The 26,111-nt window shown below is 69.8% G+C and carries 12 protein-coding genes; 6 read left to right on the top strand and 6 right to left on the bottom strand.

Features of this window, described 5'->3' with window-relative positions:
* Position 1: 1 nt before the first annotated feature.
* Genes ACYVIO_RS17300 through ACYVIO_RS17315 form a run of 4 tightly spaced genes read right to left on the bottom strand, consistent with a single transcriptional unit; the run spans position 2 to position 4,258 of the window.
* On the bottom strand, positions 2–454 hold the full coding sequence (locus ACYVIO_RS17300) for a PaaI family thioesterase (protein WP_460651797.1): 453 nt from the start codon (positions 452–454) through the stop codon (positions 2–4).
* 10 nt (positions 455–464) lie between these two features.
* Positions 465–1,424, bottom strand: coding sequence for a hypothetical protein (locus ACYVIO_RS17305; protein WP_460651798.1), 960 nt, complete (start codon positions 1,422–1,424; stop codon positions 465–467).
* Entirely contained in the window at positions 1,421–2,665 is a 1,245-nt protein-coding gene (locus ACYVIO_RS17310; RefSeq protein ID WP_460651799.1) for an MFS transporter, read from the bottom strand. The genes ACYVIO_RS17305 and ACYVIO_RS17310 overlap by 4 nt, the downstream gene beginning before the upstream one ends.
* A gap of 12 nt (positions 2,666–2,677) precedes the next feature.
* The gene (locus ACYVIO_RS17315) at positions 2,678–4,258 is read right to left on the bottom strand and encodes a discoidin domain-containing protein (protein WP_460651800.1); all 1,581 of its coding nucleotides are present in this window, start codon (positions 4,256–4,258) and stop codon (positions 2,678–2,680) included.
* A gap of 157 nt (positions 4,259–4,415) precedes the next feature.
* Here ACYVIO_RS17315 and ACYVIO_RS17320 point away from each other — a divergent pair, with 157 nt between their 5' ends.
* Genes ACYVIO_RS17320 through ACYVIO_RS17330 form a run of 3 tightly spaced genes read left to right on the top strand, consistent with a single transcriptional unit; the run spans position 4,416 to position 8,393 of the window.
* Positions 4,416–5,384: an endonuclease/exonuclease/phosphatase family protein gene (locus ACYVIO_RS17320; protein WP_460651801.1), complete on the top strand. Its 969-nt coding sequence runs from the start codon at positions 4,416–4,418 to the stop codon at positions 5,382–5,384.
* Positions 5,384–7,960: a tetratricopeptide repeat protein gene (locus tag ACYVIO_RS17325; RefSeq protein ID WP_460651802.1), complete on the top strand. Its 2,577-nt coding sequence runs from the start codon at positions 5,384–5,386 to the stop codon at positions 7,958–7,960. The genes ACYVIO_RS17320 and ACYVIO_RS17325 overlap by 1 nt, the downstream gene beginning before the upstream one ends.
* Before the next feature lie 16 nt (positions 7,961–7,976).
* Positions 7,977–8,393, top strand: coding sequence for a DUF805 domain-containing protein (locus ACYVIO_RS17330; protein ID WP_460651803.1), 417 nt, complete (start codon positions 7,977–7,979; stop codon positions 8,391–8,393).
* A 53-nt stretch (positions 8,394–8,446) separates the two neighbouring features.
* Here ACYVIO_RS17330 and ACYVIO_RS17335 read toward each other — a convergent pair whose 3' ends face one another.
* Both ACYVIO_RS17335 and ACYVIO_RS17340 read right to left on the bottom strand, forming a co-directional pair.
* A complete protein-coding gene (locus ACYVIO_RS17335) occupies positions 8,447–9,775 on the bottom strand; it encodes an FAD-binding oxidoreductase (protein ID WP_460651804.1) in 1,329 nt (442 codons plus the stop codon).
* A gap of 113 nt (positions 9,776–9,888) precedes the next feature.
* On the bottom strand, positions 9,889–12,693 hold the full coding sequence (locus ACYVIO_RS17340) for an AfsR/SARP family transcriptional regulator (RefSeq protein WP_460651805.1): 2,805 nt from the start codon (positions 12,691–12,693) through the stop codon (positions 9,889–9,891).
* A gap of 259 nt (positions 12,694–12,952) precedes the next feature.
* Here ACYVIO_RS17340 and ACYVIO_RS17345 point away from each other — a divergent pair, with 259 nt between their 5' ends.
* Genes ACYVIO_RS17345 through ACYVIO_RS17355 form a run of 3 tightly spaced genes read left to right on the top strand, consistent with a single transcriptional unit; the run spans position 12,953 to position 26,024 of the window.
* Positions 12,953–19,642 carry a LamG domain-containing protein gene (locus ACYVIO_RS17345; protein WP_460651806.1) on the top strand — a complete coding sequence of 2,230 codons (6,690 nt, stop codon included), beginning with the start codon at positions 12,953–12,955 and terminating at the stop codon, positions 19,640–19,642.
* A 14-nt stretch (positions 19,643–19,656) separates the two neighbouring features.
* On the top strand, positions 19,657–25,377 hold the full coding sequence (locus ACYVIO_RS17350; protein WP_460651807.1) for an RHS repeat-associated core domain-containing protein: 5,721 nt from the start codon (positions 19,657–19,659) through the stop codon (positions 25,375–25,377).
* A gap of 20 nt (positions 25,378–25,397) precedes the next feature.
* A complete protein-coding gene (locus tag ACYVIO_RS17355; protein WP_460651808.1) occupies positions 25,398–26,024 on the top strand; it encodes a DUF4304 domain-containing protein in 627 nt (208 codons plus the stop codon).
* Positions 26,025–26,111: the final 87 nt, after the last annotated feature.

Here is a 26,111-nt window from a genome sequence, read left to right on the forward strand (position 1 = left end):
CTCATCGCTCCGGGCGGCCGGCCACCTGAATCAGAGTCTGCTGCCCGGCGGCGATGAGCTTGCGCTGCTCACCCCGTACGCCGAACACGTCCAGCCGGCAGATGGTCAACGTGCGGCCGGGCTTCAGCACTGTGCCGACCGCCTCCAGGTGGTCGCCCTCGGCGGGGGCCAGGAGGTTGATCTTGTACTCGACCGTGAGGACGGACGTGTCCTCGGGGAAGAGCGTGAAGGCGGCGTACCCGCCGGCGCTGTCGGCGATCGCGGTGGTCGCGCCGGCGTGGAAGTAGCCGTTCTGCTGGGTCAGCTCGGGGCGTTCGGGCAGCAGGATGTGGACGCGGCCCGGCCCGATGTGTCCGAGCCGGGCGCCGAGGTGCGCCATCAGGCCTTGCCGCGCGAAGCTCGCCGTGACGCGCGCCTGGATCTCCGGCGTGGCCGGCTGGTCGGGGTCGTCCATGCGCGCCAGGTTATGCGATGGCGGGTGAGGCGGCGTCGGGGATGAGGAGGGTCGGTCGGCCTTTCGCGATTGGAGTGGACCAGATGTCGGTGCCTTTGTCTGGGCGTTGCAGGGCGTAGAGGAGGGTGGTGTTGTCCCGCCAGAGGACCTGGTCGTCGAGGTGTCGGTCTTCGGGTGGGTAGGTCACGCGGCGGGTCGAGAGGTCCAGTACTGCGATGCGCCAGGTGCCGTCTTGGTTCTTCTGCTTGAAGGCGACTCGGCGGCCGTCGGGGGACAGGGACGGGCACTCGGCGTTCTCGAGGATCGCGGTGCCGCGGTAGGCGCGGTAGTCGGCTTCGATGAGGTACGTCTTGCCTTTGCTGCCGAGGGTTGCGTAGAAACGGTTGCCGTCGGCGCCGAAGGTGATGCCCCAGTAGTTGGCGTCGTGGGCGAAGTAGCGGTGGCCGTCGACGAAGACCGGTAGTTCCTCGATGCTCTTCACCAGCCTTCCGGTGTCGACCTCGTACAGGCCGCTGCGGGTGGAGAAGCCGGTGGCGGCGTACGAGTCGCCGGTGACGAAGAGCGTCCAGTTCACGATCTTGCCGTCGGGGGAGACGCGGGCTCGGCTCGGGGTGCCGGGCAATGTTTGCTTGTGCCTTGTCTGGAGATCAGGGCCCAGGACAAGGACTTCGGTGAGTGGGGGCAAGGATCCGGGTTTGGTGCGCAGGCAGATTCCGGTGCCGTGGGCAACGGCGATGCGGTCGCAGTGCAGGTCGGCGACTCTGCGCGGCGAGCCGGTCGCGAGTTTCCCGTACGACGGGCCGCTGGCTGTGTTGCGGAACAGGATGGTGCCGGGGGAGAGCGTGATCGGGCCGTTGGTCACCGGCTGGGCATCGACCGCTGGGCCGCTGCCGCGTGCCGATACGACGTACGCGAGTCCTCCGCCGATCAGCACGAGTACGCCGATCAGACCGAGCAGGAGCTTTCTCATCGGTTCACCTCCCAGGGTTTGAATGCCGCCGCTGCGACGGTGACGACGAGCAGGGCGATCGTGGTCGCGATTAGTGCGGGCCGTAGATCCCACAGCGTCCAGGCCAGGCCGACCAGCACTGCCGACACCATCCGCGCGAGTGCTTGGCCGGTCTGCAGCAGTGCGAGCCCGCTTGCGCGGAGGTGTTCGGGGAGCAACGGACCAGCAGTAGCAGGCAGTACGCCGTCGGTCGCCGCGTAGAAGCAGCCGTGCAGAGCCAGTGCGACGATCGCGATCCACGGACTGGTCGCCGGCCCGCAGATCAGCAGCAGCGCAACCACCAGCGCCGCGTGCCCGGCGAGGAACACCTTCCATCGCCCGACCCGGTCGGCCAGCCGCCCAAGCGGTACGGCAAGCAGCAGGAAGGTGCCGGTCGTCCCGAGCGCGAGCAGCGGGAACCAGGTGCTCTCGATCTCCCACCGCCGCTGCAGCGCGAGATAGACGAACGAGTCGGTAATCGTCACCAACCCAAGCCCCGCAGCCCACAAGCAGCAACGCCGAAAGGAAGGAATGGCGAGAAGCCCGATCATCGTCCGCAGCGGTACGACGGTCGGACGTGCCGCGCGAGGTTGGTGGTCCTTCACCAGAAGTACGAGCAGCAGGACGCCACACGCCGCGATGCTGAAGCTGAAGACGAAGACTGCGTTGTAGGAGCCCAGGCTTGCCCAGAGGACGGCGACGGCTACGAGGGGGCCTAGGAAGGCGCCGACGGTGTCTAGTGCGCGGTGGACTCCGAAGGATCGGCCGAGGGTTTCGGGGGGACTGCTCAGGGAGATCAGGGCGTCGCGGGGGGCTGTGCGGATGCCTTTGCCGGCTCGGTCTACTGCTAGGACCGCGCCGATTGCCGCTACCGACGACCCGGCTGCGAGTAGGCCTAGTTTGCAGATTGCGGAGAGGGTGTAGCCGATGCCGGCGACTGCTTTCAGGCGTTGCCAGCGGTCGGCGGCGTGGCCGCCGACCAGGCGGAGCAGTGCGGTTGAACCGGCGTACAGGCCGTCGAGCAGGCCGAACTGCAGCGGGTTCAGGCCGAGGCCGAGGACCAGGTAGAGCGGCAGGATCGCGGTCACCATCTCGGCGGAGATGTCGGTGACCAGGCTGACCACACCCAGAGCGAGGACGTTGGACGGGACGCGGTGCCACCGCGGGGTGCCGCCGACCCGGCGCGTGGCCTGGTCGGCGGCCCGGCTGTTCGCCAGATACATCAGCCGTCCCCGTCAGTGGCAGGTGTAGGTCGGGCTGCTGTCGAGCACCTTGCTGTCCAGCCCGATCAGCTGGCTGGAGAAGGTGGTGTCGGTCATCGAGAGCTTCAGCGCGCCGTACGTCGACAGGATCTTCGCCGTCGCCGGGTGGCCCGAGTGCACGTCGTACAAGGGTGCGCCGCCCATCCCGCCGATGATCTGGACCGGCCCGTTCGGGTCGACCTGGCCGTTGACGTTCTGTGGCAGGAAGCGCTCGTAGTGGTGGTCGTGCCCGTTGAGGACGAGGTCGACCTTCGCGCCGACCAGCGTCTGCCACAGCGCGATGCTGTCGGGGTTGTCACCGTGGTCGCCGGAGCTGAAGCGCGGGTGGTGGTAGTACGCCGCGACGCAGCCCTTGGTGTTCTTCGCGAGGTCCTGTTTGAGCCAGGTCAGCTGGGCCGGCTCGGCCTTGTCCTCGCCGGTGACGAAGTCGTTGGAGTCGAGGGCGACGAAGTGCCAGTTGCCCTTGTCCCAGCTGTAGTACTGCTTGCCCTGCGGCGTCGCGATCGCGCCGAAGTAGGAGCGGTAGCCCGCGAACGGGGTGTCGTCGTACGACTCGTGGTTGCCCGGGATCGGCTTGGTGATCGCCTTGAACTTGCCCCAGGTCTTGTCGTAGTAGGCCTTGAAGTCCGACAGGTGCGCGTCGTCGTACTGGTTGTCGCCCATCGTGATCACGTTGGCCGGGTTCATCGCCTGGACCAGACGCGCGGTCTTCGGGTGCACGCAGGCGGAGTCGGACTCGGTGCAGCGGTCGGCGATGTCACCGGCCGCGGCGAGCACGAACGCGCCGGTGCCGCCGGCGCTCGTCTGCACGCTGATGGCCTGGCTCAGGCCTGACTGGTTGCCCGCGAGGTCACGCGCGCGGACGGCGTACTGGTACGTCGTACTGGCGGTGAGACCGGTGTCGTTGTAGACCGGGGACTCGGTCGACGCGACGACGACGCCGTTGCGCAGTACGTCGTACCCGCTGACGCCGACGTTGTCGGTCGAGGCGGTCCACTTGAGCGCGGCCGAGGTCGCGGTGACCGCGGTGCTCTGCAGACCGGTCGGCACGGTCGGCGGCTGGGTGTCACCGCTGGAGTCGGCGGTGCCGTAGACCTCGAGTTCCCACAGGGAGTACCCGTACGCCGTGGCGCGCTGCGTGCCGACCAGGCGGACGTAGCGGCCGCGGGCGGTCAGCCCGCTCAGGTCGTCGGTCCCACCGTTGCCATTAGCAACATCTTGGACGGTCCGGAAGTCGGTGCCGTTGTCGGACACCTCGATCCGGTAGGCCTTGGCGTAGGCGGCTTCCCACGTGAGCTTCACCCGGCGGATCGTGGCCGGCTGGCCGAGGTCGACCCGGATCCACTGTGGGTCGGCACCTTCGGCGCTGGCCCAGCGGGTCGTCGTACTGCCGTCGACGGCGAGGGTCGCGGGCAGCGAGTCGTCTTCGGTGCTGGAGGCAAGGACTGGTTGTCGTTGGGAGAGCAAGGTGTCGGCGGCATCGGCCTGGGCGCCACCGAGTGCGACCAGGAGGGGGAGAGGTAAGAGGACGGCAAGGAACTTACGGAAGGACATCTGGACTCCTGACGGGGCGATCGGAGCTAACTAATAGGAAACTTACCTAACAATTAATCTCGGGTCCAGAGGTCGCCGCCCTTGACGGGCGCTCGGTGGTCGATCACGCTCGGTACAACGGTTGGGGTGGCCGGGTTTCGTTGTGGGGTGGGGGATCGTGGCGCGTGAAGTGGTGCGGCCACCGGCGGGTCCGGTGCCGAAAGCGGTGACGCAGGACCTGAACCGGTTAGGCGCTGCGTTGGACCAGCAGTTGCCGGCGAAGGTCAAGGACAACCTGCTGATCGGGACGTGGAACGTGCGCGGCTTCGGTGGGCTGACGCCGAAGTGGCAGTCCGGCCCGAAGGACAGCCCGCGGCGGGACTGGCACGCGCTGGCCTGCGTGGCGGCCGTCGTCGAGCGGTTCGACGTGACCGCGATCCAGGAGAGCAAACGGGACACGACCGCGCTGATGGCGTTGCTGCACCACCTCGGTCCGCGCTACCGGGTGATCGTCTCGGACGCGACCGAAGGTGCTCCGGGCAACGCGGAACGCCTGGCCTACGTCTACGACTCCGACCGGGTGCAGCCGTCCGGGCTGGTCGGCGAGATCGTGCTGCCGGCCGCGGCCGAGGACAAGGTCGAGCAGTTCGCGCGCACGCCGTACGCGGCGGCCTTCGTGCGCGGCGGCACCGACTTCATCCTCACGACCGTGCACGTGCTGTGGGGCAAGGGACCGAAAGACCGGCTCGGCGAGGTGCAGGCCCTCGCCGACTGGATGCGCAAGTGGGCCGACCGTCCGAAGGACTGGAACCACAACCTGCTCGTGCTCGGCGACTTCAACCTGGACCGGATCGACGACCCGCTGTACGCCGCCTTCGTCTCGACCGGGCTCTGGCCGCCGCCGGACCTCGGGCTGGTCCCGCGCACGATCTTCGACAACGACAAGGACCACCACTACTACGACCAGATCGCCTGGTTCAACGACCCGACCAAGCCCGACCTCCCGCCGATGCTCAACGGCCTGACCTTCAGCAACCGCTGCGGCAGCCTGGACTTCGTGCCGCTGGTCCTCACCGACCTGACCAAGACCCAGCTGTCCTTCCGGATCTCCGACCACTACCCGCTCTGGGTGGAGTTCACGGTCTGATGGACGCGGTCTCGATGGTGTTCACCGACATCGAGGGGTCGACCGTGCTGTTGCGCCGGCTCGGCGACAGTTATCTGGAGGCACTGGAAGGACACCGGCGGATCCTGCGCGCGGTGTGGCGCGAGTACGACGGGGTGGAGCAGGGGACCGAGGGCGACAGCTTCTTCGTGGTGTTCCCGACCGCTGCCGGTGCGGTCGGAGCCGCGGTCGAAGGGCAGCGGCGGTTGGCCGGCCACGAGTGGCCCGGCGGCGAGCGGCTACGGGTACGCATGGGAATCCACACCGGTACGCCGGGCATCTCGGACGGCGACTACTGGGGCATGGACGTCCACCGGGCGGCCCGGGTCGCGGCGTCGGCGCACGGCGGGCAGGTGATCGTCTCGGCGACGACCGGGGAGCTGATCCGCCAAGAGCTGCCTGACGGCGCCGTACTGCGGGATCTCGGAACCCATCATCTGAAGGACATTCCCGAGCCCGAACGGCTGTTCCAGGTCACCGTCCTCGGGCTGGAGGAGGAGTTCCCGCCGCCGCGGACGTTGGGAACGGCGACGAGCCTGCCCGTCCCGGCGACCGCGTTGCTCGGACGAGACGTCGACCTGGCTCGCCTCGGGGAGCTGATCAGGCAGCCCGACGTACGGCTGGTGAGTCTGGTCGGGCCCGGTGGTGCGGGCAAGACGCGGCTGGCGATCGCGGTGGCCGCGGGGGCGATCAACCAGTTCCCGGGCGGGGCGTACTTCGTTCCACTGGCCGACGCGGTGACCGAGGAGGTGATGTGGTCCTCGATCGCGGAAGGTCTCGACGTACCACCGCGCGAACGGACGCCGGCGCGGCTGACGGCATACCTGGCTCAGCGCACTTTGGTGCTGGTGCTCGACAACCTCGAGCAGGTCGACGGCGCCGACCGGGTGGTCGCGCAGATCCTCGACCGGGCGCCGCAGGTCAAGGTCGTTGCCACGTCGCGGCGTCCGCTCGGGCTGGTCGCGGAGCGGCAGCATCTGGTGACGCCGCTTGATCCGGGTTCCGCCGCGGTCGAGTTGTTCGTCCAGCGCGCGACCGCCGTACAGCCGGACTTCGATCCTGATCTCGGCATCGTCCGGGAGATCTGCGAACGGCTCGACGGTCTGCCGCTGGCGATCGAGCTGTGCGCGCCACGGATCCGCGTGCTCAGCCTGGAGGAACTGCTCGACCGGATCGACCATCCGCTCGACTTCGCGTCCACCAGCCGCGTCACGCCCGACCGGCAACGGACGCTGCGCGACACCATCGCTTGGTCGTACGACCTGCTCAGTCCCGAGCATCAACGCATCTTCCGCCGCCTCGCTGTCTTCTCCGGCGGCGCCGACCTCGCCGCGATCACGGCGATCGCCGCGGACACCGTCGACCCGCTCGACGCCGTCGCTGAGCTGCACGACGCGAACCTGATCACGGTGACCCAGGGCTCGCCGACCCGGATCGGGTTCCTGCAGACGATTGCCCAGTACGCCGAGGAGAAGCTGGCCGCGACCGACGAGTCCGACGCCCTGTGCACCGCCCACGCGGCGTACTACGCGGAGCTCGGCGCCAGCCTCCGCGACCTGCGCGAGTCCCGCCACGGGACCGCACTCGAACGCGTCGGGACCGAGCTCGGCAACTTCCGTGCGGCGTTGTCCTGGGCAACCACCACGGACCTTGCCCAAGGCATCCGGTTGTGTGCGGCCCTGAGCTGGCTGTGGGTCCTCACCGGGGACGTCGCCGAGGGCCGCCGCTGGCACGAGAAGGTACTGGCCAGGGCCGGTACGGCGGACCGGTCGACAGATCTCGCCGCCTGCCTGCGCGGGCTGTCGAATCTCCTGCTGGTCCAGGGTGAACCGCAGCGCGCGCTGTCCGAGGCCTCGAGGGCTCTCGAACTGTCCAGATCCCTCGACGACCGCTCCGGCGTCGCCTGGGCGATGAGCCTGGTCGGTACGGCGCAACGCCACGAGGGCGAGCTCGACGCGGCACAGCAGACCCTGACCGAGGGACTCGAGCTCCACCGGTACCTGGGCGACGACGGACGCCTGGCCAGGATCCTCGGCAATCTCGCCGGGGTCGAGGAAGAACTCGGCCGCCACGACCGCGCCGAGGCATTGCTGCGCGAATCCCTTGCCGTGCTCAACAAGATCGGCGACGCCCACGAAACCGCCGTCCAGGGCCAGAATCTGGCCTACCTGCTGGCGCTGACCGGGCGGGTCGAGGAGGCCGACACGCTGGCGCGCGGGCTGATTCCCACGGTTCTGAGCCTCGGCAGCCCTAGTCTGACCATGGCGTTCTCCAACACGACGATGACGATTCTGGCCCGGCAGGGCGACGCTGTCACCGCCGCGCGCCTGTTCGGCGCGGAGGAGGCGATGGGTGAGCGGCTGGCGATACCAAATCCTTACCTGGCCGAGGAACTCGAGGAAGCTTTAGGTCTTGTGGCGGGCGTGATGACCCCCGAGGATTGGCAGACCCACCGTCGGTACGGCCGCTCCGAGCGCGTCGAGGACCTGCTCGCACGTTTACCGCATGCGGCCGAGGGGGCATTGGAGCCATACGACCTGGGTCGGCCAGGCGGCTGATGATCGGAGTTCCACCATGCAGTGGTACGTGGATGTACTGAAGAAGTACGTCGTGTTCAGCGGCCGGGCGCGCCGCAAGGAGTTCTGGATGTTCACGCTGTTCAGCGCGATCATCTCGATCGTGCTGAACGTCATTGATCGCGCCATCGGCACGGACAACGCCAGCACGGGGACGGGACTGATCGGCGGGATCTACTCGCTGCTCGTCCTGCTGCCGACCCTGGGGGTCACCGTGCGGCGGCTGCACGACACCAACCGGAGCGGGTTCTGGATCCTCATCGGGCTGATCCCGATCATCGGGTGGATCGTGCTGCTCGTCTTCACCATCCAGGAGGGCACGGCCGGCGAGAACAGCCACGGCCCGGACCCGAAGGCCACCGAGCGGTTCGGCACCGCGGCAGGCAGTGCGGAGCCTGGGTACCCAACCGTCTGACGTTTCACCTCACCTGAGCCCGCGCGCCGATCCGGCGCGCGGGCTCACGTGCGTCAGGCCGGGGGGATGTTCTGGTTGAGGTGGAACACGTTGCAAGGGTCGTACGTCGACTTGACCGTGCTCAACCGGGCCCGGCTCGCCGGGTCGAAGGCGGTGTCGGTCCGCTCGTGGCTGGGAAGGTCGTGCAGCGCCCGGATCCAGCCCAGGACGTGGTCGTCGCGGGCCGGTGAGGCCCAGCGCGCGATCGGTGCGAGCACCCACGGCGCCTTGCGGAACGGCGCCGGCCAGCGGTCCGCGCCGTCCGCAACCGCGCCACCCCAGGGCGCGATCGCCATCCTGGCTACGGTCTCGTCGGGGACCTGGGCCATCCACCCGGCGTACTCGTCGATCGCCTGGTCGGACAGCGACTGGAGGTACTCCGTCCGCCAGTAGCTGCGCAGCCCGGCCGGTCCGTTCGGGCTCGGCTGGACGGCGGCGGACGGCGTCTCCGCGAGCCGGAGCGAACTGGGGCCGAGGGCAAGCAGCGGAGCGATCTGGTCGGTCAGCTCCTCCGACGAACCGGTGTGCACGGCAAGCACCTTGGTCACCAGCCCGCCGTTCAGCTCGGCCGGTACGACGGTGCCCGGCGGGTCGGTCATCGCGACCACCGCGCCGCCGAGCGCGTTCGGCGGGTTGCCGTCGAAGACCGAACGGAACGTCCGCAGGACTTCGCCGTACGCCGCCCACGGCCACAGCAGTGTCGCGCTCGCGACGGTCGGGATCGGGTGCAACCGGAACGTCAGGGCGGTCGCGACACCGAAGTTGCCGCCACCGCCGTGCAGCGCCCAGAACAGATCGGGGTGCTCGGTCTCGCTCACCGTGAGCTGCTGCCCGGCCGCGGTCACCAGCTCGACCGAGACCAGGCTGTCGCAGGCCAGGCCGAGTTGGCGTTCGAGCCAGCCCGAGCCGCCGCTCAGCGTCGGCCCGGCCACGCCGGCGCGATCGTGCCGGCAGCCGGTGGTCGCCAGTCCGTGCTCCTGCGCCGCGCGGCCGACCTCCGACCAGGTCGCCCCTCCGCCGACCCGGGCCAGTCGCGCGACCGGATCGATGTCGACCGAGTTCATCCGGCGCAGGTCGATCACCAGGCCGCCCTCGGTGGTGGAGTTGCCCTGGCGGCTGTGACCACCGGACCGGACCGCGATCTCCAGCCCGGCGTCGACGCCGTGCCGGATCGCTGCGGCGACGTCGTCAGCGGTCGCCGGCTGGGTGATCAGCTGGGGGAAGCGGTCGACCATGCCGTTGAAGACGGCACGGGCGTCGTCGTACTCGGGGTCCCCGGGACCGAGCACCCGGCCGCTGAAGGCGGCGCTCGAGGTGCTCGGCGGGAGGCCGGTGGTGGACATCAGGGGGGCTCCTTCGTGTACAGGGAACGGCTGCACGGGGGAGCGTGGTCAGCGCTCCGCCCCCAGTGTCCGCATTCTGGATAGACAACCGATGGACGACCGCCGCGCGTGGGTCAGCGCGGCAGGGTCGGCTCCAACTGACCGGCGAGCCGTACGGCGTCCGGGTGGTCGAGGTCGCGCAGGATCTCGACGGCCGACTCCCGCGCCCCGAGCGCGGCCCGGCAGTCGCCGAGCGCCTCGACGGCCGCCGCGTAGTTGATCAGCGTGCGGGCCTCGTTGTAGCGGTTCCCCAGTTCGCGGAAGGACTCGTACGCTTGCCGGTAGCAACCGGCCGCGTCCTCGTAGTGACCGAGTCCCCGGTGCGACGTCCCCAAGGTGTCCCAGCCGTTCGCGAGCGCGTGCTGGTCACCGGCGCCGTCCCAGAGCTCGATCGCCTGCAGACAGATCGGTACGGCGACCGCGTAGTCGCCGGTGGTGTTGTACTCGTTGGCCAGGTTGTTCAGCGCGCTGGCCCGCGACGACACGTCCGAGGACAGTTCCACGGCCTTCTGGAACTGCACGATCGCCTCGGCGGACCGGCCCTGGAAGCTGCGCAGGTTGCCGAGACTGTCCACCGCGTTGGCCTCTTCGGTGATCCGCCCGGCCGCGTGGAAGCCGGCGATCGCCCGGGTCAGGTGCTGGTCGGCGGCGTCGTACTGGTGCAGCCAGGTCTCGGTCTTGCCGGCCACCATGCTGGCGGTCGCGATCAGGAACTCGTCGTCCAGCCGGGTCGCGGCGGCCAGCGCCCGCTCGTACACGCTGAGCATCTCGGCCCACTGGCCGGAGCGCAGGAGATAGGTGTTGACCGTCCAGGCCAGCTGGCCGACGTACTCGTCGAGACCGGCCTCGGCCGCCAGCCGCTGGCACGTACCGATCATCGGCGACTCCGCGGCGAACCATGCCCACGCGGCCGCGCGATCCTCGATCGGACGGACGGTGACGTCGTCGAGCAGCGGGAGCAGCGGGAACGCCCGGCGGCTCGGATTCAGCAGTACGACGGCCGCCCGCGCGGTGTGCAGCGTGTGGTTGAGTGCGCGGATCAGGGCGTCGCGGCGCTCCTGCCGGTCGCCCGCGGCGGCCTTCTCCACGCCGTACGCGCGAACCAGGTCGTGGAAGGCGAACTCGCCCGGCCGTTCCTCGGTGATCAGGTTGACCCGGCTGAGCTCGGCGATCAGCCGCCGGGTCTCGCTGACCGGAAGACCGGCCAGGCTGGCTGCTCCGGTCAGGTCGTAACGAGGCCAGGGCGCTGGGCACATCGCTCGGAACAGTCGCGAGCTCTCCGGGCTGAGTGCGTTGTACGACCAGGAGAACACCGAGCGGACGTCCGCGCCGTCCAGGTCCTCGAACGCGTCCAGCCCGTCGCGATGGCTCAGCTCGGCGGCGATCGCGGACAGGCTGAAGCCGGGGTTGACGATCGCGCGGGCGGCGACCAGAGAGATTGCCAACGGCAACCGTCCGCAGCGCTGCAGGATCTCGTCGGCCGCGTCCGGCTCGGCGCTGACCCGGCGGGCGCCGAGCTTGCCGACCAGGAAGGTTCGGGCCTCGGCCGGCTCCAGGACGTCCAGCGTGATCAGGTCCGCGTCGTCGGTCACGAGCAGGCTCGTCAGCCGGTCCCGGCTGGTGATCAGCACCAGGGACGTCGCTTCGCCCGGCAGCAGCGGGCGGACCTGCTCGGCGTTCTTGGCGTTGTCGAGCAGCAGCAGGATTCGGCGGCCGGACAGCAGCGTGCGGAACATCGCCGCCCGGCCGGCCAGGTCTCTCGGGATCGTCTCCGCCGGTACGTCGAGGGCCTCGAGCAACGAACGCAGCGCGTCTTCCGGCGCGACCTGCTCGGCGCCCGAGGCGAAGCCGCGCAGGTCGAGGTACAGCTGGCCGTCGGGGTAGCGGGCGGCGAAGCGGTGCGCGAGATGGACGGCGAACGTCGTCTTACCGACGCCGGCCATTCCGGTGATCACCGCAACATTCGCGCGGTCGAGATTCTGCGCGGCTTCGGCCAGTTCGGTCTTGCGACCGCTGAAACCTCGGTGATCGGCGGGTAGTTGCGCGGGCATCGGACGGACAACAGTGGAGTCGGAGCTGGGACTGGTGCTGGGCTGTCGGGCCGGAGCCGGCGGGACCTCGCCGCGGAGGACCTGCTCGTGCAGTTCCTGCAGCGCCGGCCCCGGATCGATGCCCAGTTCGTTCGCGAGCAGCTTCTGGCAGTCCTGGTACACGGCCAGCGCCTCGGCCTGCCGGCCGGACCGGTACAGCGCGGTCATGTGCAGCTCGCGGAAGCGTTCGTCGTACGGGTGCTCCGCGGTGATCGTGGCCAGCTCGTTCGCCGCCTCGGTCGCCGCGCCCAGCTCGAGCTGCGCGGTCATCAACAGTTCCAGCGCGGCGAGCCGAAGCTTGCCGAGGTAGACCCGCTGCGTCTCGGCGAACTCGCCGGGGATGCCGGCCAGGGCGGTGCCGTGCCAGAGCGCGAGTGCCTCGCGGAGCAGTCGTTCGGCGCGACCCAGGTCGCGGAAGTTCGCGGCCGCCTGGGCGTCGGCGACGTGCTGCTTGAACACCCCGAGGTCGAGCGTCCCCGCGGCGGCCGTCAACGCGTACCCGTCACCGATCGACGCGATCACCGACTGCGAAGCCGGGCGGCCAGGATCCAGCACGCGGCGAAGCCGGTGCACGTAGGTCCGGACCGTCTGCGCGGCCGACTCGGGGAGATCGCCGCTGCCCCAGACCGCGTCGATCAGCTCGCCGATCGTGGCCTGCGCGCCCTCCCGGACCAGCAAGGCCGCCAGCACGGCCCGCTGCTGCGGCGACCCGAGCCGCAGCTCCGTCGCTCCCTGCCAGGCACGGACCGGCCCGAGCACGGTGAACCAGGATGCGGTCCGGTCGTCCACACCCCACCTGCCCCAGAGAGTAGTTCAGCTTTCAAGAACCATCGTCTCATGGTCTGTATACACGCCGCATAGACGCCCTGGACACGCGATCCGGTCGCGTCGGTGGGACATCGATTTCAACTCTTGATCCGTGATGGAAAGGCTGGCGGCGGTGCCCTGCCGCTCCCCATCCTTGCCCTGCGGTCCCTCGTGGGGGCGAGGTCCGCGGTGAGGTCAACGCTGACGGGCCGCTGGGGTGGGCCCGATGGGGAGGATTGCCGTGAGAGCACGGATGGCTGCTGTTGTGCTGGCTTCGGTGGGACTGGTGGCCTCGGGCTGCGGTCTGCTGCCGACCGACCGGGAGGCCGCGGGACCGGAACCCGCGCCACGGGCGGAGCCGCGCACCGAGAAGGCGACCGAGGAGACCTCGGCGCTGGCGACGGCGAAGGCCAAGGGCGCCCGGGTCGAGGTGATCGGCGGGCGCACCGAGACCAGGCAGCTGTACGCCGAACCGAACGGCACGCTGACGGCGGTGATCGGCACCACTCCGCAACGCGTGAAGCGCAACGGCAGCTGGGTCCCGGTGGACACCGGCCTGCAGCGCACGAGCGGCGGATCCGTTGTACCGAAGGCGTTGCCGATCGACCTGGCCTTCTCCGGCGGCGGCTCGACCACGCCGCTGGTGTCGTACGGCAAGGACGGCCATCGCATCACGCTGACCTGGCCCGGTCGGCTGCCCGCTCCGAAGCTCACCGGCGACAAGGCGACGTACGCCGAAGTCCTGCCCGGCATCGACCTGGTGATGCGCGCCAAGGCCGACGGTTACAGCCAGTACGTCGTCGTGAAGAACGCCCGGGCGGCGGCCCAGGTGGCGAAGATCGAGCTCGGGCTGAAGACGACTGGCGTCACGCTGACCGCGAACGCGACCGGTGCCCTGCAGGCGAAGGATGCCAAGGGCAAGGTTCTGTTCAGCGCGCCCGAGTCGCTGATGTGGGACGCGGGCAACCGTCAGTCCCGCGCCGCGGTTGCCGTCAGCAAGGACAGGCTGACCCTGGTCCCGGACAAGTCGTTGCTGCACGGTCGCGCGACCAAGTACCCGGTCACCATCGACCCGGACCTGTCGGCGATCGGCTGGAACTGGGGAGGTGGCGGCTGGACCTCCGTGCTGTCCGGCTCCGACCAGGCCCGGTGGAACAGCAGCGCCGCGCACCCGTGGGCGCAGACCGGTCAGTGCTGGAACGGCCGCGGCGAGTGCAACGGCATCGGTGAGGGCTGGTCGTACTTCCAGTACAACACCGGCGGCCTCGGCGGCACCCACATTCTCGGCGTCACGCTCGACACGATCATGGAGAGCGGCCCGGACTGCAACGCGCCGCGGAACCACCAACTGTTCATCGCCGGCGGCCGGATCGACGGTGGCACCCGCTGGGGCAACAAGCCGGCGGGCGGCCTGCTGTACACGCGATCCGTCCCGGGCTGCGGCCGGAACCCGGTCGGTTTCTCGGCCGGCACGAGCATCCACCACAACGACGGCGGCGGCATCTCGACGTACTTCCTGAAGGCCGAGAACAGCGGCGACCAGCTGGCCTGGCGCAAGTACGACTCCAACCAGACCTACCTGCGGGTGAACTTCAACCGGATCCCGAACCCGGCGTACTCGCTGTCCACCGATCCGGCGCTGCCGGCCGCGTGCAAGCACTGCGCCGGTACGCCGTACATCGGCGGCGACAGCATCCGGCTGATCGGGCACCTGTCCGACAACGACCCCGGCCAGCACCTGCGCCCGGAGTACGACGTCTACACCAACGGCGTGCGGGCCGACGTCGACCCGAACGTCTGGCAGATCACCGGTGCCGCGCACAGCACCACGCTCGACCTGAAGCAGAAGCACGGGACGACGATCGAGTGGTACCTGCGCGGCGCCGACGAGTACGACGTCGGCGGGTACGCCAAGGGACCGGGGCCGTTCGCGGTCGACCGGGACGCACCGGACGACGACAACCAGAAGCCCGGCATCGACGCGCGGCTGTACAAGGCAGACAACCGCTGGCACGGCGGTGAGGGCGTCAAGGACACCTTCACGCTGACCGCGAAGAACGCGACCGACATCGACCACTTCTACTGGGGCTGGACCAGCCCGCCGACGAACCGGATCGACGCCGACGCGCTCGGCGGGAAGGCGCTGCTCGAGCTGACGCCGCCCGGTGACGGGCCGCGCGACCTGTTCGTGCAGGCCGCCGACCGGGCCGACAACCGGTCGAAGACCAGCCAGCACCACTTCTACGTCCGTGCCGGCAACGGACCGCTCGCGCAGTACGCGCTCGACGGTACGGCGAAGGACTCCGCCTTCCTCGGCGACCGCGACGGCACGCTCACCGGCGGTACGACGTACACGCCGGGCGCGCTCGGCTCGGCGCTTCGGACCGACGGTGAGCACGCCTCGGCGATGACGGCTCCGCCCGCGATCCGCACCGACACCAGCTTCACTGTCTCCGCCTGGGTGAACCTGGACAAGCGTCCCGTCATGGACGACCACACCTACACCGCGGTGTCCCAGGACGGCGTCAGCGTCAGCGGCCTGTTCCTCGGCTACCGACGGCTTGCCACCGGCGATCAGTGGGAGTTCTACAAACCGGCGACCGACGACTACCAGAACGCCGGCGGTGCGGTGGTCCGGTCGACGATGCCCGCCCGGGTGAAGACGTGGACCCAGCTCACCGGCGTGTACGACGCCTACTCGGGCAAGATCGCGCTCTACGTCAACGGTGAGCCGGCCGGCACAGCGACAGCGCCCGCGAGCTTCAACGCGGGCGGCAAGTTCCAGGTCGGCGACAGCCGCTGGAACGCGCAGTCGGCGAACCCGTGGCCGGGGACGGTCGACGAGGTCAAGGTGTACGACCGGCCGCTGAGCGCCGACGAGGTGAAGGCCGCGGTCAGCCGCGACAACGTGCAGGCCGGGCAGTGGAAGTACGACGAGCTCGACGGCACCACCGCGGCGAACGGCCTGCTGGAAGGCGAGAAGCAGGTCCTGCAGAACGGCGCCAAGTTCACCGGCGACCGCGACGGTGACAAGGTCAGCGACGACGGCGCGGTGTTCGGCGGGCTCGACCTCGACGGCACCGACGACTTCGCGGCGACCAGCGGGCCCGTCGTACGGACTGATCAGAGCTTCACGGTGTCGGCGTGGGTCAACCCGCGCACGCTGGCGGCCGCCGGCAAGGCGACCACGTTCGCGTCGCAGGACGGCCAGCAGGGCAGCGGGTTCATGCTGCAGCAGCGCGAGACCGGCTGGAGCTTCGTGATGCCGGGCTCGGAGGCCGCTGCCGACTTCCCGATCTGGACGACGTCGTCGGGCAACGCGACGGTCAACACCTGGACGCACGTGACCGGCGTGTACGACGCGGTCGCGGGCAAGTCCGTCCTGTACGTCAACGGCCAGGAGGCGGCGACCGACACCGGCAAGGTCACCTGGAGCGCGGACGGAGCGTTCGCGGTCGGACGGGCCCGGTTGCACGGCGGCCTGATGGAACAGTTCCCGGGCCTGGTCGACGAGGTGCGGACCTACCACCGGGCGCTGTCCGCGACCGAGGTCCAGGGCATCGTCAGCCGCGACCACGTCCCGGTCGGCGAGTGGAAGCTCGACGGCAACGCCGACGGCCGGGTCCCGGTCCAGAACGGTGCCCTCGGCAACAGTCCGGAGTGGACCGCCGGCCAGAGCAACGTGCCGGACCAGACCGACCTCGCCGTCCGGCTGAACGGTACGAGCACGCACGTCACCGCGCCGCACTCGGTCGACGTCACCAAGAGCTTCTCGGTGGCGGGCTGGGCCAAGCTGGACAGCGACGGGCAGCTGCGGACCGTGCTGGCCCAGGACGGCACCCGGGTGAGCTCGTTCAAGCTGCGGGCGACGCCGGACAACCGCTGGTCGTTCGTGATGTTCGGCACCGACGTGGACGGCGGTGCGACCCGCGGCGAGATCTTCGGTGGCACCGCACAGACCGGCGTCTGGACCCACCTCGTCGCCGTGTACGACGCGGGCTCCGACCAGCTCAACCTGTACGTGAACGGCGTGCTCGCCGCGAGCAAGCCGTGGGTGCAGCCGTGGAACCACGCGGCCGGGAAGCTGCAGATCGGCCGCTCGCTGTGGGGCGCGCAGTACATCGAGTACTTCCCGGGTGCGATCGACGACGTGTCGGTCTACAGCCGGGTGCTGTTCGCCGAGGAGATCCGGGCGATGGCCGGGCGCGACTTGAGCCTGGTCCACCACTGGCAGCTCGACGAGCCGAGTGGGGCCAACGCGTCCGACACGGTCGGCGCCCGCGCCGGTACGGCGGTCGGCGGCGCCACCAGGTCGCCCGGCCGGATCGGCAACGCGATCCACCTCGACGGCACCGACGACGCCGTCCAGAGCACCGGGATCGACCTGCGCACCGACGACAGCTTCACCGTCTCGGCCTGGGTCCAGCTGGATCGCCGCAGCGAGCCGGAGTCGCAGTTCACCGCGGTCAGTGTCGACGGCACGACCGGGAGCAAGTTCCGGCTCGGGCATGTCGCCGACCTCGACCAGAACCTCTGCCTGGAAGGGATCGACCCCGACCCGAACAAGTGCGGTGCGTGGATCTTCGAGCTGCCGAACACCGACGGCGGGCCACCGCTCAAGGCCGCGGTCTCGACGTTGCCGGCCGAGATCACCAAGTGGACGCTGCTGACCGGCGTGTACGACCGCAAGACCGGGCAGATCCTGCTGTACGTCGACGGCAGCCGCGTCGGTGACGGCACGGTCGACAACGCCTGGGCCTCCACCGGCAAGCTGCAGATCGGCCGCGGCCTGGAGGGCGGCAACCGGACGCAGTACTGGCCGGGCAGCGTCGACGACGTCCGCCTGTACGCCGGGGCGCTCGACAAGAGCCGGATCTCCAACCTGTTCCGCGCCTACCCGGTGGCCAAGACGCCGGACACCGTGCCGCCGGCCGACGCCGGCCACTGGAAGCTCGACGAGAACTCTGGCACGACCGCAGTCGACACCGTGCGTGGGCAGAACGCGACGCTGAAGGGCGGCGCGACGTGGATCGGCGGCCGGACCGGCCCGGGTGGCTGGTTCGACGGCACGACCGGGTACGCCGAGACCGCGGGCAAGGTGCTCGACACGGACAAGAGCTTCTCCGCCTCGGCGTGGGTCTACCTGACCGGCACGACCACCGGCCACCGGACCGTGCTCGCCCAGGACGGTACCCAGTCGAGCGCGTTCCTCCTGCAGTACCAGGAGGAACGAGACAAGTGGGTCGCCGTCGTACCTGGTACGACGGGTGGCTGGGTGATGTCCACCGAGCCGGCCGCCAAGGGGGAGTGGACCCATCTGGCCGTCGTGTACGACGCCCTCACGCAGCAGCTCCGCCTGTACGTGCAGGGCTCGTTGTCGGGGGCAACGACCGGCATCAAGCCGGCGGCTTCCACCGGTCCGTTCACGATCGGACGGGGCAAGTGGGAGGGCGGCCCGGTCGACTACTTCTCCCGCGGCATCGACGACGTACGGACCTTCGGCAAGGCGCTGACCGACGGCGAGGTGAAGCTCGTCCACGACGACGTCAAGGCGGTCGGTCTGGACTTCTACCGCTTCGACGACGGCACGGCGCGCGACTACACGACGCGCAAGGCCGACGGCACCGCGAGCGGAACGGTCTCGTACGTCGAAGGCGTGAACCCGCAGGGCAAGGCGATCCAGCTGGACGGCAGCACGGGCTCGGTCCGGACCGCCTTCCGTACCGCGGTGATGGGCGACAGCTTCACCGTTTCGGCCTGGGCGCGGCTGACCAGCAAGAGCAAGGTCGCCACGGTGGTCGGCCAGGACGGGCAGCGCCGCAGCGGGTTCGTGCTGCAGTACCGGCCGGGTCTCGATCGCTGGGTGTTCGGCGGTCCAGCCGCTGACTCGGAACGCGCCGAGTCGTCGTACGCGGTCTCGGCCAAGCAACCGCTGACCAACCAGTGGGTGCACCTGTCCGGCGTGTACGACCGGCCGTCCGGCCAGTTGCGTCTGTACGTCGACGGCGAGTTGTCGGGGACCAAGAACCTCGTCAACCCGTTGCCGAACGCAACCGGCAGCACGACCATCGGCCGCGGTCAGTACGAGGGCCAGTCGGCCGACTTCTTCCCGGGCGCGATCGACGAGGTCCGGACCGAGCTGGGCGTGGCGACCGCCGCCGAGATCGCGCAGCGCGGTGGCTGGGCGGCACCGCCGACCGGCCAGCTCGGGCGCTACCTGAACGCGGCGGGCGATCACTACACCGACATTACGGACAAGCCGGTCCGGGCGGGCTACCGGTTCGAAGGGACGCTCGGCCTCCTGGCGCCGAACGGCCCCGACACGCGGGTGGTGTACGGCTGCCAGTTCAACGGGGACGGCTTCAGCTCGATCCAGGCCGACTGCGAGGGCAAGACCGTGGTCGGCCCGATCGGCCGGCTCTGGACCGCGAAGCCGGCGAACGTCGCCACGGTTCCGGTCTACCGGTGCAACCTCGGGCCCGACCACGTCGAGTCGCCGCAGGAGGCGTGTGAGGGCGGGACCAACGAGGGCCTGCTCGGCTACGCACCGGCGTACGCGCCGCTCGGTCGCTACTACAGCTCCGACAACCGGGACCACTGGACGACGGTCTTCGGCACAGCACCGTCGTACAAGCTCGAGGGGACGATGGGCTGGCTGCCGCGGGTGCAACTGCCCGGGACCCAGGCGCTGCGCAGCTGCATGGGTGACTCCGACGAGTTCACCTCGACCGACGCCGCGTGCGAGGGCAAGACCGTGGTGGTGTCGCTCGGCTACGTCTACACCGAGCCACCCGCCGACGTCGCGACCGTGCCGCTGTACCGCTGCGCGGTCAACGGGCAGAAGTTCGTCTCCCGCAGCGCGACCTGCGACGGCTACACCGTCGATCGCCTGCTCGGCCACATCCCCACCGCACCGCCGGTCCTTTCATGAGCACAGGAGGAAACGTGCGTCGTCTGCTCGGTAAGTACGGCCGTCGCGGAATGGTGACGGTCCTGGCCCTCGCCCTGCTCGCTCCCGTCGCGGTGACCAGTGCGCCGGCCGCCGCGGCCGGTGGAGGACCGTCGGTCCCGCTGCCGACCATCCCCACCGTGCCGGTGTCCGGCCAGTCGATGGGCGCCCGCGCGCAGGACGAGGCCAGCAGCAGGGCCCTGCGCGGCGACCAGCCGGTCGGGTCCCCGGCCCCGCCTGGTGGCGGTACGTCGGGCGCGACCGACCTGTCGCCGTCGGCGTACTGGGAGGTCTCCAAGCAGAGCGGCGACTTCCGCTGGAGCTACCCGCTCCGCGTGCCGCCGGCGCCCGGCGGCCTGGAGCCCGACCTCGCGCTGTCGTACTCGTCGTCGACCGTCGACGGCCGGACCAGCGCGACCAACAACCAGGCCTCCTGGGTCGGCGACGGCTGGGACCTGTCGCTGGGCTACGTCGAGCGCTCGTACGGCGGATGCTCGACGGACAAGGAAGGCGGCACGACCCCACCGGCAGTCGGCGACCTGTGCTGGAAGTCCGACAACGCCTCGGCGTCGTACGGCGGTGGAGGTGGTGCGCTGATCCTCGGCGCGAACGGCTGGCGGCAGAAGAACGACGACGGCTCGCGGATCGAGCGGCTGACCGGCACCGGCAACGGTGACGACAACGGCGAGAGCTGGAAGATCACCTCGGTCGACGGCACGCAGTACTTCTTCGGCTCCCGGCCGGAGGCGGACTCGACCTGGACCGTCCCGGTGTACGGCGACGACGACAAGGAGCCCTGTCACCAGAACACCTTCGACGCCTCGTCCTGCACGCAGGCGTGGCGCTGGAACCTGGACAAGGTGGTCGACCGGCACGGCAACGAGATGCTGCTGTCGTACCGCAAGGAGACCAACAAGTACGGGCAGAACGCGAAGGACGCCGCGGTCGGCTACGTGCGCGGCGGCACGCTCGCCAAGATCGAGTACGGCCTGCACACCGCGCGCAGCCTGCAGGCGACCGGCCGGGTCGTGTTCGACGTCGCGAACCGGTGCGTCCCGGGCAGCGAGTGCGTTGTCGAGAAGCCGGACAACTGGCCGGACGTCGCGCTCAAGGACCGCTGCGACGCCGCGACCTGCAAGGACAAGCACGTCCCGACGTTCTGGAGCACGCAGCGGCTCAGCACGATCACGACCCAGGTGCTGCGCGGTTCGTCGTACGCGGATGTCGACAAGTGGACGCTGGACCAGCAGTACCCCGACCCGGGCGACAAGGAGAAGGCCGCGCTCTGGCTGAAGTCGATCACGCAGACCGGCCTGGCCGGTGGGTCGATCACGCTGCCGGCGGTGACCTTCGAGGGCGCGAAGCTGCCGAACCGCGTGGCCCAGGTGGACGGCGTCGGTCCGCTCATCCGGTACCGGATCACCGGCATCGTGTCGGAGTCCGGCGGCGTCACCTCGATCCACTACGAGAGCGACTGCACCGCGACCTCGCTGCCGGCCAACGCCGAGACGAACACGCGGCGCTGCTTCCCGGTCCGCTGGAACAAGCCGGGCCTTCCCGAACGCACCGACTGGTTCCACAAGTACGTCGTCACGCAGGTGACCCAGTCGGACCGGATCAGCTCGAACCCGACCCAGCTGGAGAGCTACGAGTACCTCGGCGGCGCCGCCTGGCACTACGACACCTCCGAGTTCACCCCGGCCGACAAGAAGACCTGGAACGAGTTCCGCGGCTTCGGCAAGGTCCGCGTCCGCACCGGTACGCCGGACGACCCGTCCGGCCCGGTCACGCTGGTGGAGCAGCGGTTCCACCGCGGCATGAACGGCGACCGCGCCCGGCCGGACGGCGGCACCAAACCGGTCGAGGTCGAGGACTCCGAGGGCGCCAAGTACACCGACGACGACTGGCTCAGCGGGTCGGAGCTGGAGACGATCACCTACGACGGCGAGGACAAGATCGTCAGCAGGATGGTCAGCCGGCCGTCGGTGCGCGGCCCGACCGCGACCCGCGGTGACCTCAAGGCCTACATCGTCCGGCCGGGGACGAGCCGCGGCTTCACCAAGCTTGCCAACGGCAAGTTCCGGATCACCAAGACGGAGACGACGTACGACGACCTCGGGCTGCCGGTCGCGATCAACGACCTCGGCGACGAGGCCACCGCCGACGACGACCAGTGCAAGCGCACGACGTACCACCGCAACGAGAGCAAATGGCTGGTCGCGTTCCCGGCGCGGGTGCAGACGGTCGCGACCGACTGCGACTCGACGCCGTCCTTTCCGGCCGACGCGGTCTCCGACAGCCGGGCCGGCTTCGACGGCCAGGCGCCGGGCGTCGCGCCGACGACCGGTGACGTCACGCTCGACGAGCGGATGAAGGACCACCCGGCCTCCGGTCCGGTCTACTACGCGCACAGCCGGACGACGTACGACGTCCACGGCCGCGTGCTGACCGTCACGGACCCGCTCGGCAAGGTCAGCAAGGCGTCCTTCACCCCGGCCGAGGGTGGGCCGGCGACGGTCACCACGACCACCAACGCGCTGAACCACACCGGCACCACCGAGCTCGATCCCGCCTGGGGAACCCCGGTCAAGTCGGTCGACGTCAACGGACGGATCAGCGAGGTCGCGTACGACGCGCTCGGCCGGACCGTGGAGCTGTGGCAGCCGAACCGGTTGCGGTCCAAGGGGCTCGGCGGCAGCGCGAAGTTCACGTACCTGATCCGCAACGACGCGCCGACCGTGATCACCGCGAGCACGATCGGCCCGAACGGCCGGTACACCTCCAAGAACACCCTGTACGACGGGCTCTACCGGGTCCGCCAGGTCCAGCAGCCTGCGCCGGGCGGTGGGCGGATGATCGCAGACACCCGCTACGACAGCCAGGGCCGCGCGTGGAAGTCCACCCAGCCGTACTTCACCGACGGCGAGGTCGACACCACGTTGTGGGTGGCCGCCGACACCGCCGTACCGGGCCTGACCGAGACCTGGTACGACGGCGCCGGGCGCACCCTCGAGACGGTCTTCAAGGGCCACGGCTACGAGAAGTGGCGCAGCAGCACGCGGTACGAAGGCGACCGCGTGCACGTCACGCCGCCGCAGGGCGGTGTCGCGACCACCACGATCGCGAACGCCCGCGGCCAGGTGACCGCGCTGCGGCAGTACCACGACGGCACCACGACCGGCGCCTTCGACGAGACCAGCTACACGTACACGCAGGCCGGCAAGGTCGCGTCGGTCCGCGACGTGGCGGGAAGCACCTGGCGGTACAACTACGACGCACAGGGCCGCGCGATCCGGACCGACGACCCGGACAAGGGCGTCACGCTCACGACGTACGACCTCGCCGGTCACGCGGTGACGTCGACGGACGCCCGCGGCGTCACGCTGTCCTTCGGGTACGACGACCTGGGCCGGCGGACGGGCGTGTTCCAGGGCGGGCTCGACGGGACCAAGCTCGCCGAGTGGAGCTACGACACCGCGACCGGTGGCAAGGGCGCAGTCGCCGCGTCCACGCGCTGGGTCGACGGCCAGGCGTACGTGCAGAAGGTCAGCGCCTACACGTCGCTGAACCAGCCGCTGATCACGTCCACCGTCATTCCCGAGGTGGAAGGCGCGTTGGCGGGCACGTACCAGTCGGTCAAGAAGTACAACGACGACGGCAGCCCGAAGGGGGAGTCGCTGCCGGCCGCCGGTGGGCTGCCGCTGGAGAGCATGAACTACACGTACGACGACAACAGCCGGCCGCTGACCACGACCGGTGGCTTCGACGGCGGCACCACGACGTACGTGAGTGACACCCTCTACACCAGCCTCGGCGAGGCGCAGCGGATCCAGCTGGGCGAAGGCACCAACCGGGCCTGGTTGTCGTACTACTTCGACGACAACACCCGGCGGCTGACCCGGAACATCGTCGACGCCGAGACGCCGCAGCCGATGGTTGCCGACGTCAACTACACCTACGATGCCTCCGGCAACCTGACGCAGATCGCCGACCGGCCGCAGGACCGGCCGGCCGACGTGCAGTGCTTCCAGCACGACTACCTGCAACGGATGACGGAGGCGTGGACGCCGTCGTCGGGCGACTGCAGCGCGGTGCCTACGGTCGCTGGGCTTGGTGGGCCGGCGCCGTACTGGCAGTCGTTCCGGCTCGACAAGGTCGGCAACCGGGTGTCGGAGGTGCAGCACACCGCCGCGGGTGACGTCACGCGGGCCTACACCTACCCGGCTGCCGGAAGCCAGGAGCAGCCGCACGCGCTGGCCGCCGTACAGACCACTGGTGGTGGGCGGGACGAGTTCGCGTACGACGCCGCGGGCAACACCACGACGCGGACGGTCGGCGGGTCGACGCATCAGCTCAGCTGGAACCCGGAGGGGCAGCTCGGCAAGATCGTCGAGGGGCTGCAGTCGACGGAGTACCTGTACGAGGCCAACGGCACCCGGCTGATCCGCCGGGACCCGACCGGGACGACGCTCTACCTGGGCAGCCAGGAGCTCCGGCTCGACAAGGCCAGCGGCAAGGTCGTCGGCACCCGGTACTACGGGCACGGCGGTAAGCCGGTCGCGGTCCGGACCGGTGGGAAGCTGAGCTGGCTGGCGGCCGACCACCAGGGCACGCAGCAGATCGCCATCGCGGCCGACGGTCTCGGCGTGCAGCAGCGGCGGCAGACGCCGTTCGGTGGTCAGCGAGGTACGGCGGCCGCCGCGTTCCCGGGCTCGAAGGGGTTCGTCGGCGGGACGATCGACGAGTCCACCGACCTGCTCAACCTCGGCGCCCGGCAGTACGACCCGGCGACCGGACGGTTCCTGTCCGTCGACCCGGTGATCGACCCGAACAACCCGCAGCAGCTGAACGCGTACAGCTACGCGAACAACAGCCCGATCACCTACAGCGACCCGACCGGGCAGATGTGGGGCGACTTCCTCAAGGCGATCTTCGACATCATCGAAGAGATCAACATCGCGATGGAGAGGGCCGCCAAGCGACCCTGGTACGCCGACCTGACGCTGCGCCACAACGCGGTGGTGACGGAGTCGAAGAAGAAGATCATCGCGATGGGCCCGGCCAAGATCAAGGGCTTCGACCCGAAGTACCTGAAGACCACCGGGACCGCGATCCCGGGCGGCTCGAAGGCGAAGAACGGCAACGTCGGGTACGCCGACATCATGTACGACGACGGCACCCAGATGTACATCTGGGAGGTGAAGTCCGGGCACGCCTACACCCCGGAAGTGGTGCAGGCCGAGGTCACCGGCTACGTCACCGCGGCGCGGGCGGCGTTCCGGCGCGACGTCATCGACACCGGGTTCGCGCTCGGCGAGGACTGGACCTTCACCTGGAAGAACGGCCGGGGCAAGGACGAGCTGATCACCGTGCACCCGGGCGGGATCAACCCGGCGTCCAAGGGCCAGTACCCCGGGGCGATCCTCTACACCTACCGGGAGAAGGAGGAGCAGCCGGAGAAGCCGCCGATCCGGGTCCCGGCGCCGAAGGCGGACGGGAAGAAGGAGGAGCCGCGCAAGGTGCCGGCCCCGCGCGGCGGGACCCGCGGACCGAAGATGGGCGGGCCGCTGGGGATCATCCCGCTGATCCCCGACATCCTGCGCGGACCGCCGCCGGGACTGAGCCCGGAGGAGCAGATGAAGGAAGGCTTCTGCCTGTTCGACGTGGCCGGGATCTGCGACAGCATGCGCCGCAACCCGGGCGACATGGTGGCCTGATCCTGGGTGAGAATCGAGCCATGAACCCGTTGGACCAGCTGCTGAAGGACCACGTCACGCCGGTGCTCACCGAGCACGGGTTCGCCAAGGCCGGAAAGGTGTACCGGCGCGAGGCGGGCACCGGCGACCTGGCCTTCGTGGTCTTCCGGCGCTGGCAGACGGGTGTGGGCGAGCACGCCGAGTTCGTGGTGAACGTCAGCGTGCTGCCCACCACTCAGTGGGCCTGGCTCGTCCACGACCAGCCGAAGACGGCCGGCCGCAAACCGCAGTACGGCGACGGTCTGTGGCAGGGCCAGGTCGCGGCGCCGGCGGAGTTCGCCGCCGGCGAGTGGGACACCGAACGCTGGCGGATCGCGGACCCCTCCGACGTCGACCGCGTCGGCGCGGGGCTCGCCCAGGTCCTCACCGAGCAGACCGTCCCGATGCTGACCCGGATGCTCGACCGCAAGCAGTTCCTGACGATGATCGAGGACCCGGCGTACAAGCCGGGCCTGGGCCACGGCGAGGTCATGCTCCTCGTCGGGGAGGGCCCGTCACCCGAACTCGAAGCGGCTCTGGCCTGGTACGACGCCAAGGACCCCGCCGAATGGCCCGCCGCCGCCCGCCTGGCGCGCTGGGCGCGCGCCTACGCCGCCGGAAAGGCCTGACCCCCAGGCGAAGAGCTCGCCATCTGTCCATCTTTTCAAGTACCGACCCCCGATCGGTGGTCGGTACTTGAAAGAGGTTGCCCTCAC

This window comes from Kribbella endophytica (assembly GCF_054781295.1).

Excerpts from the sequence above, each read along its gene's own strand:
- ACYVIO_RS17300 (WP_460651797.1), bottom strand. The coding sequence starts at position 454 with ATGGACGACCCCGACCAGCCGGCCACGCCGGAGATCCAGGCGCGCGTC.
- ACYVIO_RS17305 (WP_460651798.1), bottom strand. The coding sequence starts at position 1,424 with ATGAGAAAGCTCCTGCTCGGTCTGATCGGCGTACTCGTGCTGATCGGC.
- ACYVIO_RS17310 (WP_460651799.1), bottom strand. The coding sequence starts at position 2,665 with ATGTATCTGGCGAACAGCCGGGCCGCCGACCAGGCCACGCGCCGGGTC.
- ACYVIO_RS17315 (WP_460651800.1), bottom strand. The coding sequence starts at position 4,258 with ATGTCCTTCCGTAAGTTCCTTGCCGTCCTCTTACCTCTCCCCCTCCTG.
- ACYVIO_RS17325 (WP_460651802.1), top strand. The coding sequence starts at position 5,384 with ATGGACGCGGTCTCGATGGTGTTCACCGACATCGAGGGGTCGACCGTG.
- ACYVIO_RS17330 (WP_460651803.1), top strand. The coding sequence starts at position 7,977 with ATGCAGTGGTACGTGGATGTACTGAAGAAGTACGTCGTGTTCAGCGGC.
- ACYVIO_RS17335 (WP_460651804.1), bottom strand. The coding sequence starts at position 9,775 with ATGTCCACCACCGGCCTCCCGCCGAGCACCTCGAGCGCCGCCTTCAGC.
- ACYVIO_RS17355 (WP_460651808.1), top strand. The coding sequence starts at position 25,398 with ATGAACCCGTTGGACCAGCTGCTGAAGGACCACGTCACGCCGGTGCTC.